This window comes from Novosphingobium sp. (assembly GCF_025351285.1).
GTDB lineage: Bacteria > Pseudomonadota > Alphaproteobacteria > Sphingomonadales > Sphingomonadaceae > Novosphingobium.
This window is the reverse complement of sequence record NZ_JANXWG010000038.1, coordinates 1-15,538: the sequence shown is the minus strand read 5'-3', so window position 1 is coordinate 15,538 and position 15,538 is coordinate 1. Positions and strand designations below refer to the sequence as shown.

12 protein-coding genes, 1 tRNA gene and 1 pseudogene are annotated in these 15,538 nt (G+C 64.0%); 5 read left to right on the top strand and 9 right to left on the bottom strand.

The genetic code is table 11. The annotated features are described in order from the left end of the window. Positions 1 to 52: 52 nt before the first annotated feature. A complete protein-coding gene (locus Q0R16_RS04425; RefSeq protein WP_295632507.1) occupies positions 53 to 1,096 on the bottom strand; it encodes a peptidylprolyl isomerase in 1,044 nt (347 codons plus the stop codon). Positions 1,097 to 1,169: 73 nt separating this feature from the next. On the opposite strand from Q0R16_RS04425, the gene Q0R16_RS04420 reads away from it, so the two are divergent. After that, positions 1,170 to 1,260, top strand: a tRNA-Ser gene (locus Q0R16_RS04420). 501 nt (positions 1,261 to 1,761) lie between these two features. Continuing rightward, positions 1,762 to 2,382: a TetR/AcrR family transcriptional regulator gene (locus Q0R16_RS04415; protein ID WP_295632504.1), complete on the top strand. Its 621-nt coding sequence runs from the start codon at positions 1,762 to 1,764 to the stop codon at positions 2,380 to 2,382. Positions 2,383 to 2,403: 21 nt separating this feature from the next. Here the strand turns inward: Q0R16_RS04415 and Q0R16_RS04410 are convergent, their stop codons facing one another. After that, positions 2,404 to 3,180, bottom strand: a complete 777-nt coding sequence (locus tag Q0R16_RS04410) for an SDR family oxidoreductase (protein ID WP_295632500.1) — start codon at positions 3,178 to 3,180, stop codon at positions 2,404 to 2,406. Between the two features lie 245 nt (positions 3,181 to 3,425). On the opposite strand from Q0R16_RS04410, the gene Q0R16_RS04405 reads away from it, so the two are divergent. After that, positions 3,426 to 5,732, top strand: a complete 2,307-nt coding sequence (locus Q0R16_RS04405) for a TonB-dependent receptor (protein ID WP_295632497.1) — start codon at positions 3,426 to 3,428, stop codon at positions 5,730 to 5,732. Positions 5,733 to 5,819: 87 nt separating this feature from the next. After that, positions 5,820 to 6,698 carry a VOC family protein gene (locus Q0R16_RS04400; protein WP_295632494.1) on the top strand — a complete coding sequence of 293 codons (879 nt, stop codon included), beginning with the start codon at positions 5,820 to 5,822 and terminating at the stop codon, positions 6,696 to 6,698. Positions 6,699 to 6,739: 41 nt separating this feature from the next. Here Q0R16_RS04400 and Q0R16_RS04395 read toward each other — a convergent pair whose 3' ends face one another. Next, positions 6,740 to 7,495 (bottom strand): SDR family oxidoreductase, encoded by a 756-nt coding sequence (locus tag Q0R16_RS04395; RefSeq protein ID WP_295632491.1) that lies wholly within the window; start codon positions 7,493 to 7,495, stop codon positions 6,740 to 6,742. A gap of 96 nt (positions 7,496 to 7,591) precedes the next feature. Here Q0R16_RS04395 and Q0R16_RS04390 point away from each other — a divergent pair, with 96 nt between their 5' ends. Continuing rightward, entirely contained in the window at positions 7,592 to 9,553 is a 1,962-nt protein-coding gene (locus Q0R16_RS04390) for a beta-galactosidase (RefSeq protein WP_295632488.1), read from the top strand. Position 9,554: 1 nt separating this feature from the next. On the opposite strand, the gene Q0R16_RS04385 is transcribed toward Q0R16_RS04390, so the two are convergent. The 6 genes and pseudogenes from Q0R16_RS04385 to Q0R16_RS04360 form a co-directional block, all read right to left on the bottom strand. Beyond that, positions 9,555 to 11,006, bottom strand: a complete 1,452-nt coding sequence (locus tag Q0R16_RS04385) for an MFS transporter (protein ID WP_295632485.1) — start codon at positions 11,004 to 11,006, stop codon at positions 9,555 to 9,557. Beyond that, on the bottom strand, positions 11,003 to 11,842 hold the full coding sequence (locus Q0R16_RS04380; protein ID WP_295632483.1) for an alpha/beta hydrolase: 840 nt from the start codon (positions 11,840 to 11,842) through the stop codon (positions 11,003 to 11,005). Before Q0R16_RS04380 ends, Q0R16_RS04385 begins: the two co-directional genes overlap by 4 nt. Further along, positions 11,839 to 12,801, bottom strand: coding sequence for an aldo/keto reductase (locus Q0R16_RS04375; RefSeq protein ID WP_295632479.1), 963 nt, complete (start codon positions 12,799 to 12,801; stop codon positions 11,839 to 11,841). Before Q0R16_RS04375 ends, Q0R16_RS04380 begins: the two co-directional genes overlap by 4 nt. Position 12,802: 1 nt before the next feature. Next, on the bottom strand, positions 12,803 to 13,723 hold the full coding sequence (locus Q0R16_RS04370) for a phytanoyl-CoA dioxygenase family protein (protein ID WP_295632476.1): 921 nt from the start codon (positions 13,721 to 13,723) through the stop codon (positions 12,803 to 12,805). A 54-nt stretch (positions 13,724 to 13,777) separates the two neighbouring features. Continuing rightward, positions 13,778 to 14,944 (bottom strand): amidohydrolase family protein, encoded by a 1,167-nt coding sequence (locus tag Q0R16_RS04365; RefSeq protein WP_295632473.1) that lies wholly within the window; start codon positions 14,942 to 14,944, stop codon positions 13,778 to 13,780. Between the two features lie 156 nt (positions 14,945 to 15,100). Continuing rightward, a pseudogene (locus Q0R16_RS04360) lies at positions 15,101 to 15,538 on the bottom strand (dienelactone hydrolase); the annotation flags it as partial.

Below are 15,538 nucleotides of genomic sequence, written 5' to 3'. Positions count from 1 at the left end.
GAAGGAACAGCGGCTGGGGGTGGGCACTTTCTTCAACTGAGTGCAGTTCCAATCACTTCACCCGCCGCACCGGCACCGGAATGTTGCAAATATCCGCCCCACCCGCCGGCCGAATAAAGAACGCATCGCGCCGATTGGCCCGCGCATCGGCATACTTCGCAAAGCTGCCGCTCTCGGTCGAAAGGTATTCATATCGCGGCAAATCCGCCACCTCGACACCCAGCCGGATCGAAACGATCGGCGTGCGCTCGGCAGCGGTGTTGTAGAACCCCAGCGCCTCGGTCCCGCGCGGCAGCGAGGACAAGTGCTCGATCCCCTCGATCACACGGCCAACCAGCGCGATATTGCGATCGAGATGCCGCGGCGCGTGGCCGATCACGGTGTAGAGTTCGGCGCCCGAGCCCGTGTTTGGCGAAAGATCGCGGCCAACGCCGACCATGCCGTAGCAGTGGACGGGCCAGATCGCAGGCGCTGGCGGCGGGTCCGCAACGACTCGGCGGGGTACTTTGCCACGGAACCGGTAGCCGCCGTCGTTTATTCCTACCGGCCAACCACGAACGAAGCTGCTCACCGGGGCATAAGCGTCCTTTGTTCGCACCGCCGATGGCGTCTTCAAAGTACGAATTGTGTAGAAAACTTCCATCGGCGAGAAACCGTAGTACTCACTCTCCGGCACCACCGCCAATCCACTCGGCAGCGCCCTCGCCTTCGCCTTTTCCTCCGCATTCGCATCGCCCCACTGCGCGACATAGTTGTCCTGCACGCGGTTGACGCTCAGCCCGTCCCACCAATGCGCGGCGGCGAGCTTGCGGATGTTGCCAACCCACCCTTGCGATAACGGCGGCGGCATCAATTGGATCACCACCCGCCGCGCAGCACCCTTTGCGTCGGGCGCCAGAGTCATCACCAGCAAGTCCGCCGCCGCGATCGGCGTCCAGTCGCCCGCGGGCGCCGCGGCGACGATTTCGCTCGGCGCCAGCGGCGATGGGGCAGCGCGCCCGGCCGCAATCGCGGCTGAGGCTTGCGCCAGCACGGGGGGAGCAACGGTACTCTGCATCAGCAGGGCCAGCGAGGCGAGCGGGATGAGCTTTTTCATCCCTGCACTCTGCCACCGCACCACGCCTTGCGAAAGCCCTCCGCAACGGCTAGGCGCCCCTCTCCAAGCATGCGGAGCGGTGGCCGAGTGGTCGAAGGCGCTCGCCTGGAAAGTGAGTATACGCCAAAAGCGTATCGAGGGTTCGAATCCCTCCCGCTCCGCCAAAAATATCTGATTTTATTGAATAAATTCGAGTTTTTTTTACTTCGTGCCCACTCCGGTGCCCACTTTACGCGCGGCTTTTTTCGAACGAGTCTGGACCAAAACGGACAATCAGCTTGAGGGGGAACCGCAGCCGCTTGGGTCCTTGCATCCCTCTGGAACCCATTGGACGAGCAGTCGACGTTCCGAGCCGACCAGGATTAAAGGTCAGCTAATGCGGACACTCCGGAACTGCTCCTTTGGAGTGCCAATCAAATTTAGCCGCCATTGGTTCATGTAGGTCCTGTCGATGCGACAAATCATGCACGACAAGCGATGCACTTACCAAAACGGTGCATCAGCAGTTTGGACAGAAAAAATTGCCTGCCAGATTGATCTTCACCATGCATCGAGTCGGTTCGCAGTCGCCGACAATGGCTGTTGGTGTAAACTTGCTAGAGTGCGAGTTGGCCACTAACGCTCGTACTGATGGCTGACCGCAATTCAGGCACCAGGTTAGGACAATGACAAAAACAAAACCCGCAAAGTCGCCGGGCCAGCGGCTGGACCCCATAGAGCGGAAGAACATGATCCTCGACCGCACCGCGGTGTTGATCGCGCGCGAAGGTGTGTCGGCGGTGTCAATGGAGCGCGTCGGTCGCGAGGCCGGGGTGAGCAAGGCGCTCGTCTACGCTTATTTCAAGAACCAAACCGCCTTGCTGCAAGCCCTTCTGCTGCGCGAGCAGCGCCGGCTGAGTGAACAGCAATCGTCGGCGGTCGGGCGTGCGGGCGATTTCAAGGGCCGGATCCAGAACACCACGCGCACCTACTTGCGCTATTTCGAGGAAAACGGCGTTCTGCTGCAGCGGCTCCTGAACGAGCCCAACGTCGCCGCCGCGTTCGAGGAGCATGATCGGGCAGAGCGTGCGCGGATCGTCAATTCGCTGGCGCGGCAGATGGCCGAAACGCACCAGGTTCCTTTGCGCGTGGCCAAGGTGGCAACCGAATTGTCCATGGCGATGACCGGCGCAGCAGGCGAAATGATCAGCCGCGGCGACATCAGCCGCGACAAAGTCGAGGAGATCATCCTCTGCCTGTTCGACGGCAGCATGGAGTCGCTTGGTCGGCAATTCGCGAAGCCCTGAATGCAGTCCGCCCAACCGGGCTTATTGTGCCTTCAGCCCGCCGTCGACCGGCAGGGCAACCCCGGTGACGAATGATGATTCCGGGCTGGCGAGGAACACCGCCACCGCTGCGATCTCGTCGGGCATCGCATAGCGCCCCATCGGGATCATCGCCGTCAGCAGATTGCGAATCGCGGACGCTTGCTCGGGCGATCGCCCGGCTCCCGCACCGAGCATCATCGGCGTTTCGGTCATCGCCGGGCAGATCGCGTTGACCCTGATCTTGCGCGAGGCAAGCTCGACCGCCGCCACTTTGGTCAGCCCGATCACCGCGTGCTTGCTGGCGTTATAGGCAATCAGGTTGCGTCCACCGCCCAGGCCCGAAACCGACGAGGTGTTGATGATCGAGCCGCCGCTTTCGCCCATCAGCCGAACCGCACTTTGCAATCCCAGGAACACACCGCGGCAATTGACGCGCATCACCTGGTCGAATGCCGCGAGCGGATAGTCGGTAAGCGGGGTGCTTGGTCCCGAAATGCCGGCATTGTTGAACAACACATCAAGCGCGGCGAATTCCTTGCGCACGGTCGCTTCGATCCGGGCCCAGTCCGTCTCGTCACCTACATCCGCGCCGATCCGCACCAGCTTGCGGCCCGTGTCGTCGATCGCTTGTTCCAGCGCTGCCCAATCGGCGTTCGGCAGATCGACCGCTGCAATATCGGCGCCTTCGCGTGCCATAAGGGTGGCGGCAGCCAGCCCGATGCCTTGCGCCGCACCGGTGACCAGGATGGTCAATCCATTAAGCCGTCGAGTGTTCATGTGATGCTGCCCCGTTCCGTCCGGCTCTGGCCGGGATCGATGATTCGTCAACTATGAAACATTCCTAGCATATCGGGTGCCGCTACCACTCGCCGGATATTCGGCATTTTTTGCACAAGCCCATTTGACAATTGACGATCTATATAATAAGAGATGACTAAGCTTGGCAAGGGCTGCTTTCCTGAAAGCACCCGAGTCGCTGATGGAAGCGGGTAATCCGCTGCATGAACCAGGGAGGATTATCGATGTCGAGGCTGCTTACGATCGCGTTGCGCACAAGCGTTGCTCTGGTGGCGTTGCCACTGGCATCCATCCAGGCGCATGCTCAGGAAAAACCCGCAGAAGATGCCGCCAGCGCGGCCAACCGGAACGACGATCCCAACGCAATCGTGGTTTCGGCGCGCAAAACCAAGGAAACGCTTCAGGATACCCCGATAGCCGTATCGGTGATCACTGGCGAATCGCTTGAACGCACCGGCTTTACCCAGGTCAGCGAAGTGGCGCGGTTCGTGCCAGGTGTGTCGATCTCGCCGCTCAACACCGCGCGCGCCACCGGCACCAAAATACGCGGCATTTCCACCTTCAGTTTCAGCGACGGCTTCGAATCGAGCGTCTCGACGGTGGTCGACGGGGTGGTGCTCGGTCGTGAGGCGCAGGGCTTCTCGGACTTTCTCGACATCAAGTCGATCGAAGTGATCAAGGGCCCGCAAGGCACGCTGTTCGGCAAGAATGCTTCGGCGGGCGTGATCAACATCCAGACCAACGATCCGGCGTTCGCGTTCGGCGGCAACGGCGATGTCAGCTACGGCAGCTTCAACGAACTCAAACTGCGCGGCACGGTGACCGGCCCGATCCTGGACGACAAGCTCGCGTTCCGGCTGACCGGCACATACGATCGCCGCGACGGCGTGCTCAAGAATGCCATCCCCGGCCAGCCCGACATCAACAACCGCGATTCCTACGTGCTGCGCGGCAAGCTGCTGTTCCAGCCGATCCCCGAACTCAAGATCAAGCTGACCGGAGATATCGAACACGGCAACGCGCGCTGCTGCCTGCCGACTTTCCGCGTCGCCGGCCCGCCATCGGGCGCGATCCCGTTCGCCACCAACAGCGGCGCGCTGCAATTGCAAAGCGCGCTGTCCGCGCTCGGCATTGTCGCCAGCCCCTCGAACCGCATGGTGGCCGTGAGCGGTGACCGCATCGGCGAACGCACGTCATCGGGCGGCGTGGCGTTGAACATCGATTACGACATCGGCAGCACGTCGCTGAGTTCGATCACCGCCTGGCGCAAATTCAACATCGATGAATTCAACGAAGCCGACGGCGTTTCCAATTCCAGCGTCAACGACCGCAACGGCACCGCCGTCCAGACCGAGCAGTTCTCGCAGGAACTGCGGGTCAACGGCAAAGTGGGCAAAGTGCTCGACTATGTCGCCGGGCTGTATTTCTTCCACCAGAACCTTGCCGCGCAGGGTCGCGTCGACATCAACCTGGGCCTGCCGTTCCCGCCGTTCTTTAACGTGCGCACTTTCGCCAACCGCAACGTCACGACCGAAAGCTATGCCACGTTCGGCGAATTGACCTTCAACGTGACCGACAAGGCCTCGTTGATCTTCGGTGGCCGCTACACGCATGACGTGCTGACCGCGAACTACACGCGCAAGTCGGTCGCGCTCAATACGGCCGCGCCGTTCGGGGCGTTCTTCGGCCCAGATGTCACGGGCTTCCAGGTCGTGCGCAACGACAACTTCTCGGGACGGGTCATCGGCCGGTACTTCTGGACCGACGATTTCATGACCTATGTCTCGTACTCGAAGGGGTACAAGGGACCGGGCATCGACGTGGCTGAAAGCGTTAACGTCGGTGCAATCGCCACCCCCGGCGGCTTGCCGGTGCTGCCGCCCGAAATCCCGCGGCTGTTCGAGGCGGGGGTGCGCTCGTCGTTCTTCAACAAGTCGCTGACCGCCAACGTCACCATTTATGACCAGCAGATCCGCAACCTTCAGACGATCAGCAGCAATTCCGTCGGCGCGACACTCAACTTGTCGATCGACAAGCTGAAATCGCGCGGCATCGAAGCCGAAGTGATCCTGCGGCCCAGCGCGCTGCCGGGGCTGACGCTGTCGGGTGCCTACACGCTCAACGACATCAAGATCGACAAGTTCACCGCGCGCCCCGATCTCAACGGCAAGCGGTTCCGTGACAACGCGCACGATTTCTACTCGATCGTCGGCGATTATCGGTCTCCGATCACGGCATCGGGTTTCGAGGCGTTCGGCCGCGCCGAATACACCTGGCAGTCCGCCAAGAATACCGATCTCGACGGCCGCGCTTTCGCTAATGTCGATGCCTACGGACTGCTCAACCTGCGGGTTGGGCTCAACGCTCCGGGCAATCGCTACGGCATAACCTTCTCGGTCGAGAACGTGACCGACAAGGTCTACGCCAACTACATCCTGCGCAGTTCGTACTCGGCGCTCGACGGCACCACCTCGGCGCAGTTCATCGGCGATCCGCGCACTTGGAAGGTCAGCGTCCATTTCAAGTTCTGACGCCTCACGCCGCGGTTCCGCAGTGGCCGGCGTTCCGATCTCTCTCTCGGGACCCAAGCCGCTGCGGGCACGCAGATATGCACCGACATGATTTCCGGATTGCATCACGTCGGGCTGGCGGCTGCGGATATCGCGACCGCCGCACGGTTCCATGGCGCGCTGACGGGCGCCACGCCGAACGAAGTGGCTGGCGGGTTGCTGACCGCCATCAACGTGCGGATCGAGCTCCACCAGGCAAGCGGCCCGGCCACCACGGTGCCCGCCCTCAATCGGCCCGGAATCCGCCATCTCTGCGTCCAGAACTTCGATTGCGGCAGGCTTGAAGCCGCGGTGATCACCAACGGCGGTTCGCTGATTGCGCCGCCGCTCGATCTCGGCACGGGCAACATGTATGCCTATGCACGCGATCCCGAAGGCAACATCGTCGAGATCGAGGGCCTCCCTTACGCGCCGCCCGAACAACCGAACTGGGCAGGGCACGTGGCGCTGGTCACCTGCGATATCGACGCGACGCTGCGCTTCTATTCCGCGCTGCTCGGCACACAAGCGTCGGGGCCGCGCCAAGTCGGACCTTCACCTGCGGTCGATCGGATGGGCGGCATGAGCGGGGCGATCCTCAACGGCGCCTGGCTCTCGGCGGGCAACATCGGGCTGGAATTCTGGCAATTTCGCGAGCCCGTCCATGACGGCGCGGCCGACCGAAGCCGCTTCTACGAACCGGGCTTCAGTCATCTCGCCTTCGAGAGCGACGATCCGGCGCGGGATATGGAACGCGCGATAACGCTCGGGGCGATCCCCGCCGATCGCGCGATCGAACCGCGGCCCACGCCGGGTGCGCTGGACTCGCGCTTCGTCAGCGGACCCGATGGTGTGCTGATCGAATTCGTGCGCATGGCCAGCAGCGATCTGGCCCTGGCCGGGTTGGCCGATCGCGACGTGGTCGCCCGGATCGAGGCCGGTCGCTAGCGTTGCAAGCGCCTTGCTCCGCGCTTGCAACGCCGCTGCACTTACATCGGAAAGATCGTGTATCCGCCGTCGAGCACCAGGCATTGCCCCGTCATCAACCGCGACCCGGGCGAAGCGAGGAAGACCGCGATTGCCTCCATGTCCTCGAGCGTGCCGATCTTGCCCGACGGGGTCCGCCGCAGCGGCGCGGCGCGGAATGCGGTCGGCGTATCAAGCGACATTTCGGTTTCGATATAGCCTGGCAGGATCGCGTTGACGGTGATCTGCGCCTGGCCAAGCTCGATCGCCAGTTGCCGCACCAGTCCGTTGACCGCCGCCTTGGAAGACGAATAGCCACCACCCGGCAGCCCGATGATCGACGCGACCGACGAAGTCACCACCAGCCGCCCGCCGTGTCCGGCCTCGGCCATGTGCTTGCCAGCCGCGCGCAAGGTATTGACCACGCTGTGGAAGTTAAGATCCATCGTATCGCGCCAGGCGTGTGGTTCCAGGCTCAGGAACGGTCCGCGCACACCCGATCCGCCGGCGTTGGCGAAGCAGCTGTCGAGCCGGCCGAACCGTTCTAGCGTCGCGGCCATCGCCGCATCGACCGCCGCCGCATCGGTGACGTCGCAGGCAAAGTCCGCCGCATCTGCACCCAGCTCGCGCAGTTCGGCCGCTGCCGAGGCGTTGCGCTCGGCATTGCGGCCCCAGATTGCAATCGACGCCCCTGCCTTGGCGAGGCCCCGCGCCATGCCCAGCCCCAGGCCCATGTTACCGCCGGTCACCAGCGCGACATGACCTTTCAGATCAAACATGGCATTCCTCCCGGTATGATACTTGCTGCTCCAAGCTTGCAGGAATGTCTGCGCTTTATTATACAATAAGTCAATAAGCTGAGGAGTGGCGACCGCATGAACAGGCCTGCAGAAGCGAGCGGAACCGCTATGCGGCTGGGCGTGTGCTACTACCCCGAACACTGGCCCGAGGCGCAGTGGGCCGATGACGCCACGCGCATGGTCGAAGCCGGGCTCAGCCGCGTGCGGATCGGCGAATTCGCGTGGAGCCTGATCGAGCCCGAACCCGGCACGTACGATTGGGGTTGGCTCGATCGTGCCATCGCGACGCTTGAGCGTGCCGGGCTAGGCGTAATTCTGGGAACGCCCACCGCGACACCGCCGAAATGGCTGGTCGACCGCATGCCCGACATGGTGGCGATCGACGCCGAAGGTCGCCCGCGTGGCTTCGGGTCGCGCCGCCACTACTGCTTCAGCCACGCCGGCTACCGCGCCGAGGCGGTGCGAATCACGCAGGCACTAGCCCATCGCTATGGCCAGCATCCCGCAATCGTCGCCTGGCAGACCGACAACGAATACGGCTGCCACGATACCGCCATCAGCTACTCGTCCGCCGCACGCGCTGCGTTCCGGGTGTGGCTGGTAGCGCGCTATGACGATGTGGCCACGCTCAACGCCGCATGGGGCAACCGCTTCTGGAGCATGGAATACCGCAGCTTTGCCGAAGTGGACCTGCCCAACCTGACCGTCACCGAGGCCAACCCCGCGCATTGGCTGGCGTTCCGGCGCTTCTCCTCGGACCAGGTCGTCGCGTTCAACCGCGCACAAGTCGAGATCTTGCGCGCAAACGCGCCGGGCCGCGACGTGATGCACAACTTCATGGGCTTCTTCACGCAGTTCGATCATCACGACGTCGCGGCGGATATCGATGTGGTGGGATGGGACAGCTATCCGCTGGGCTTCCTCGACAGCTTCCGCTTCAGCCCGGAAGACAAGTTGGCTTACGCCCGGCAGGGCCATCCCGACATCGCCGCATTCCACCACGATCTTTACCGTGGCTGCCGCCCCGACGGAAGGTGGTGGGTGGCCGAACAGCAACCCGGCCCGGTCAACTGGTCGGCGCACAATCCCGCCCCGCTGCCCGGCATGGTGCGGTTGTGGACGCTCGAAGCGATGGCGCACGGCGCCGAACTGGTCAGCTATTTCCGCTGGCGGCAATTTCCCCAGGCGCAGGAGCAGAACCACGCCGGGCTGCTGCGGCCCGACAGCGTGGCGGCGCCTGGGCTGGCCGAGGCGCGCGCGGCGGCGGACGACATTGCCCGGCTCGGCCCCGCGGGCGAGCCCGCGCGCAAAGTGGCGCTGGTGTTCGCCTACGACGCTGACTGGATCACCGCGATCCAGCCGCAGGGCAAGGGACTGTCCGCGCTATGGGCCGCGTTCGATTGCTATTCGTCGATGCGCAGGATGGGGCTCGATATCGACATCGTGCCGTCCGGCCATTCGCTTGATGGCTATGCGCTGTGCGTCATTCCGTGCCTGCCGCACGTTCCGGATAATCTCGTGCGCGAGCTTGCCGGTTTTGCTGGGCAAGTCGTCATCGGTCCACGCAGCGGCAGCCGTACTGCCGAATTTGCGATTCCGCCGGAACTAGCGCCCGGAGTCCTGCAAGGACTCATGCCGATCCGGGTGACGCATGTCGAAAGCCTGCCGCCGGGGCTGATCCACGTCGGGCCGGGCTGGACGATCGAACGCTGGCTCGACCATGTCGAGGGTGACGCGACGGCCGAATTCATCGCCGATGATGGCACGGTCGCGGGCTGGTACCATGGCAACGTCCGCTATCTTGCCGCCTGGCCGGGTGGCGCATTGACCGATGCGGTCCTGGGCCGGGCGACGGCCGATGCGCGTTTGGAGTGGCACGCGCTGCCCGAAGGCCTGCGCTTGCGCCGAGCCGGATCGCGGACATTCGCGTTCAACTACTCCGCGCGCGCGGTCGAGCTACCCGATAGCGTTGGCGGCAATGTGTTGATCGGCGAACGGCTGCTGCCGCCCGCCGGGGTCTGCGTGCTGGACGGCTGAATCAGACCTCGCTGCGCGCCTTGGCCAATGCGCGCGCGATCTCGGCGTAGCGCGCGCGGCTGATGCCATAGGCGGTCAGGATCACCAGCGAGACCAGCGCGAACACCGCCGGGACCGGCCCCCAGATCATCACCAACCGGAACTGCATCGCCCCTGGCAATGCGGTAAGCCCTGAATGCGAAGGATCGTGCGGGAAGCGGATCAGGTCTAGCGCGACGCCCGCGACCATCACGCCAAGGCCGGTCGCAGCCTTGCCGGCAAAGCCCAGCCCGGCGAAATAGAGTCCTTCGCGCCGGTGGCCGTAAAGCAATTCGTGCTCGTCCGCCGCGTCCGCCATCATCGAGGGATAGGCGACCGACACGAAGCCCGTGCCGATCCCGGCGACGAACGAATTGATCTCCATCGCCCGCAGCGCGGTGTCACCGACCGGGTGATAGAGACCGGTCAGCATCAGCCCCTGAATCACCAGCCAGTTGCCGATCAGCAGCAGGAACCCGATGATCACCGCGTGCTTCTTTTCCATCACCTTCTGGAGCAACGGCGCGCCCATTACGCCCAGCAGGATGCCCGCGAGGTAGGCATAGCCGATGAACTGGATCTGCTCGCTGCGGATCTTCCACACGAACACGAAGGCATGGTTGTTGAGGCTCATGTTCACGCCGATCGCCACGAAGGTGACGACCGCCGATCCGAACAGCAGGCGGAAGCTGCGGTTGCCGAAGATTTCGCGCAATTCGCCCGGCAGGCGGCGCAGCGTCGATCCTGGCTTCTGTTCGGGCTGCGGCAGTGCGGCAGCATAGCGCGCGATGCCCAGGCAGCAAAGCGTCAGGCACACCCCCAGCAGCACCGCGACCGCCCGGCCGAAGCCGGGATAGCTGTCTGGCCGTTGCAAGCCACCGTTGGCGAAAAAGCCCGAAAAACCCATCGCGGTCACCACCAACCCGGCAAAGAGCCCGGCGAATGCGCGATAGACGACGATATTGGTCCGCTCGCTGTAGTCCGCGGTCAATTCGGCCCCGAGCGCGATGTAAGGCACGTTGAACAGAGAAATGCAGCTGCGCACTGCCACCGAGAACGTCGCGAGCCACACGAACAGGCCGGACGAGCCCAGTCCACGGGGCGGCGCGAAGAGCAGCGCGATCGCGATCACGATCAGCGGGATCGAGGCAATCATCAGCGGCAAGCGCCGCCCCAGCCTCGATCGCGTGTTGTCCGACCACGAGCCGACCACTGGATCGACCACCGCATCGAACGCCAGGCTGACCGCGAGTGCCGCGCCGACCAGCGTGCCCGAAAGGCCCAGGACGGCCGAATAATAGAAGAAGACGAAGCCGACAGCCACGTCGAAACCTCCGTTCTGCGCGGCTTGTCCAAGGCAATAGGCCAGCTTGACCAGCACCGGGGGCCGCGGCGCGGCGATCAGCGATGGCCGATTCCCGGTCGCGATGGTCATCTCGGCCATTCTGCTTTTTCCCCTGAAATTTCCGGCAATTCCTGAGCCAGGAATGTGTTCACCGCTGCGGCAAAAGTGTCCAGATTCTCCCGTCGGACGTTGTGGCCGGCGCCGGCGATGCCCTGCAAGCGGATCCTCGGATTGATCCGGCCGGCGGTGCCGGCGGCATCCGCGTCGACCATGCTGCCACGCTCGCTATCGCCATGCAGCAACAAGGTGGGCGCACGGATGGCGGCGAATATCTCCTGCCACGACCGATCGAGCGCGATCCGGGCATCGGGATCGACTTGTCGCTTGCTTGAGGCCCAGGCGGGGAATTCGGCGTGGTGCCAGCCGGGCGATTGCGCGCGCCCGACCGCGACGATTTCGGCATCGCTCATCGCCTGCAAGCCCCGCATCTGCTCAGCAAAGCGGGCGCGCCGCTCGGTCAATTCGGCGGGCAAAAGCTGGGGCAGCAATGGCGGGTCTTCGAGGATGAGCGCACGCGTTCGTTCGGGGTACGTGGCCGCGAATCGCGCAGCTGCCAGCGCGCCAACCGAATGGCCCATAATCACAGCCGATTGCAGGCCAAGCCCGTCCATCGCCTCGGCTATGTCACGCGCGGGCTCGAATGCGTCGTTCGCGACGAAGCGGGAACTGCCACCGTGGCCGCGCGCATCGAGCATGACCACGTCGAGCACCGGCGGCAGCAATTCAACCAACCGCGCCCAGCACAGGCCATTGTCGCTCAACCCGTGCGACAGCACCAGCGCCGGACCGGGACCGCCGGTACGATGCCACGCGATGCGCCCGCCGCTGACTGGAACCGTCCCGCTTTGCCAGGCGGCCTCGCTCACCACGCGTAGGCTTCAGGCGCGGGGCCGCAAGGCGGGAAGATCGCGTCGAGCCGCGTTAGCGCCTCGGGCGACAGTTTCAGTTCGGGCACATGGCCCACTGCCGCCAGTTGGTCGATCGTACGCGGGCCGATGAGCGCGGATGTCACGCCCGGCTGGTGCAGTGTCCACGCCAGCGCGACTGCGCTGGGCGTTTCGCCCAGATCGGCGCAAAGCGCTTCGAACCGCACGAGTTGATCGGCGCGCGCCGCGCGGGCATCGGCGATGGCGCCCGTCTGGCGACGATCGCCAGTTTCGCCGGCCCCGGCGAGCAGACCTCCCGCCAGCGGGCTCCACGCCAGCAGGCCAAGCCCGTATTCGGCGCAGGCGGGGATCACTTCCAGTTCGGCGCGGCGTTCGATCAGGTTGTAGAGGCCTTGCTCGGCGACCAGCCCGAGACGGTGGCTGGCTTTGGCCGTTTCGCAGGCCTGCGCGATCTTCCAGCCGGGGAAGTTGCTCGATCCGGCGTAGATGATCTTGCCTTGCGCCACCAGCCGGTCGACCGCCTGCCAGATTTCGTCCATCGGCGCGGCGCGGTCGATGTGGTGAAACTGGTAAAGGTCGACGTAATCGACGCGCAACCGGCGCAGGCTGGCGTCGCAGGCCATGATGATGTGCCGGGCCGACAAGCCGCGATCGTTGATGTCGGCAGACATCGGTTCGTAAACCTTGGTCGCCAGCACGATCCGATCGCGCCGCGCGGGATCGCGCGCCAGCCAGGTGCCGAGCATGGTCTCGGTCGTGCCGACGCCGCCATCCCCGCCGTACTGGTTGGCGGTGTCGATGAAATTGATGCCGAGGTCGATTGCGGAATCAAGGATGGCGTGGCTGTCCGCCTCGCCAGTGCGCGGGCCGAAGTTCATCGTGCCCAGGCACAGTTCGCTGACCTTGAGTGCGGTTCGGCCGAGACGACGGTGGTTCACGTCACGGCGCCCACAGCGTCGCACCGGTCACCAGCGGTGCGCCCGAATCCGCCACGCAAAAGCGGCTGAGATATTGCGCGCGCGACGAAAGCTGCTTGTGTTCGGCAAAGCCGATGCCCGGCACGATCGGTTCGTGGAACCACGGCGCGTAGAATTCCAGGTTGGGGATCGCGCGCATTTCATCGGAAACATTGGGCGTGCCACCGTGCCATGCACGCACGTCGCGCACCATGATCGCGCCGGCCGGCGCCGGGCAGACGGTGCTGAGCCGCATCCATTCGGGCTCGTCCTCCAGCGTCGGGATCGGTGCGCGCGAATGCTGGGTGCCGGCGATCTGCCGGGTCGGCCCGTTGAGCGGGGTGATGTCCTGCGGCAGGAAATTGACGCAGACGTAAGGGCACGGCAGGTCGCGGACGGTCATCTGCCCGCGGGGATCGACGAAGGCGCTGAACGGCGATTGCTCGGTGCTGCGCCAGTCGCCCACGTCAGAATGCAGTGGCTGGTAGCCGAGCGCGCCGGGCAGGCAGAAATCGCCGCTCGCCGCGCGCAAGGCATAATGCGGTGATCCGAAAATCGCGCTGACCAGGTCATCGACAAACGGCACTTCGAGCATCATCTGCCATTCGGGCCGGTGTAACTGGCTGCGGGTCAGGCTCGATCCGCCGAATGAATAGCGGTGTGAACCGCGGTTGCCGTTGCGCGCGGTATCGAGTGCCAGGATCTCGGCGGCGACTTCATCGCAGCCGCGCTTGAGAAAGTCGGTTTGCTCGGGGTTCAGCACATCGGCGATCACCACGAAGCCGTCGCGGCGGAACAGCTCGACCGCGCGCGCCATGTCTGCGGGTCGCAAGACGTCGAGGCCCTTGAGGCCGTTGTTCGCTGCAAGGTGCGCGCGTATCGCAGCGATATCGAGTTCAACCAATTTGTCGTTTCCGGAATTGGGCCAGGGATTGTGTACTTTTTCCGACATTCCGAATCAGGCCCCGACCGGTTGCAGGATTTCGGCCATGTTACCGAAATAGAACGCGTCGAGCACCGCTGGATCGCAGTTGGTCATTGTTTCCTCGAACTTGCCGATCGGGTCGGCCGAGCCTTCGGGGTGCGGATAATCGGATGCGTAGACCAGCATTCCTGACCCGACCTGGTCGATCACCCAGCCGACCGGCTCGCCCGCGAACGGCGCAACGCGGATGTGCCGCCGGGCGGTTTCCGACGGCGCCTCGGCAAAGGGGCGCAACCGCTTGAACACGCCGGCGGTGAAATCGAGCATCTTCAGCCAGCCGGGAAGCCAGATGCAGCCATGCTCCATCGATATCACGCGCAAGGCGGGGTGCCGTTCGAACACGCCGTCGAAAATCATCGCGCCCAGGAACAATTGCACCGAATTGGCGATGGTGAGCACGCCCACTTCGCCGGCAGGGGCATCGTCGCCGATTTCGTGGAACACGCGGCCGTTGTTGCGGAAGCTGGGCGAAACCGGATCGTAATGGCCGTTGAGCGCCACGTGCGAGACCACCGGGATGCCGCATTCGACGAACTTCGCCCACACCGGGTCGAAGTCGCGATGGGTGTAGGATCGCGCGGCATCGTTGCTCTCGTTGGTGTCGATCGCGAAGGTGTAGCAGCCGTCGGTGAGGCCCTCCGCCATGATGTCGAGCGCCCGTTCCTGCCCGAACCCGAGCGGGATGTAGCCCACCGCGCGCATCCGTCGATCGTGCTGGCAGAACCGGCCCATCGCGCGATTGAGCGCGCGCGTGCCGGCTTCGCGCACCGCAGGATCGGGGTCGTTATAGAACTGGTGGAAGGTGAAGGTGGGCAGGATCAGTTGGATTTCATAGCCGAACAAGTCGAGCGCGCGCGACCGCTCGGCCGGATCGAATGCGCCGAGCCGGCCCCAGCCGACTTGCGTATTGTCGAGGATCTGCGCCTCGAAACGCGCGGCCAGCGCGGGATCGGACTGCCGGGCGGCGTGCTGCTCGCGCCCCAGTTCGAGCCGTTCGCGCTTCTGGATCACCGGCTTCTGGTCGAGCATCGAAGGGATCGCCGCCTTTTCGGCCTCGGTGGCGGTCTGGTAGAGGAAATCCTCCAGCTCAATCAGGTGGCTGTCCACATCGATGATCCTGCGCTGTCCGGCGTATGTCATGAGCTGCCCTCCCCTCCCGATGTCGCGAAGAGCGGCAGCAGCCCGCCCAATTGCGCGACTCAGTTTGCTTAATATATAAAACGTCAATAGTGGAGATGGCCGCGGTGGTCAATCCCAACCTTTGCCCACGCGGATGCTGGGCAAAGGGTCTGACGGTCATGGATGCAAGCGTTCCAGCTCAAGCCCCGTCGCCCACCGCCTTTGAAAGCCCCTCCAGTATTCCGGCTGCGCAGCGGAGGCCACAGTGTCACCAGGCATCTCTCCGGGAGCTAGCGGCCAGCTTCCGAGACTCGCGACAGCAGTCGGTACGTCGAGATATGGCGCAAGCTCAACCTTCTGCTTGAGATGAAGATCGAGGAATGCGGTGACAAAATGCTGATTGATGGCGTTCAGCCGGTCGCTGCGCCAGACCGGTTCGGTCAGGAATTCGTAAGCCGCGAAGGGCACATCGTCGGTCAGATCGAAGGGATCGCCGATGATGTTGTGGCGCGCTTCGCGATAGGTCAGCAAGCGCCGATCGCTATTGGTGAGACTTTCGAACAGCCAACGGACGCCGTTCGTGTGGTCGACGACATCGTCTTCGCTGCCTGAAAC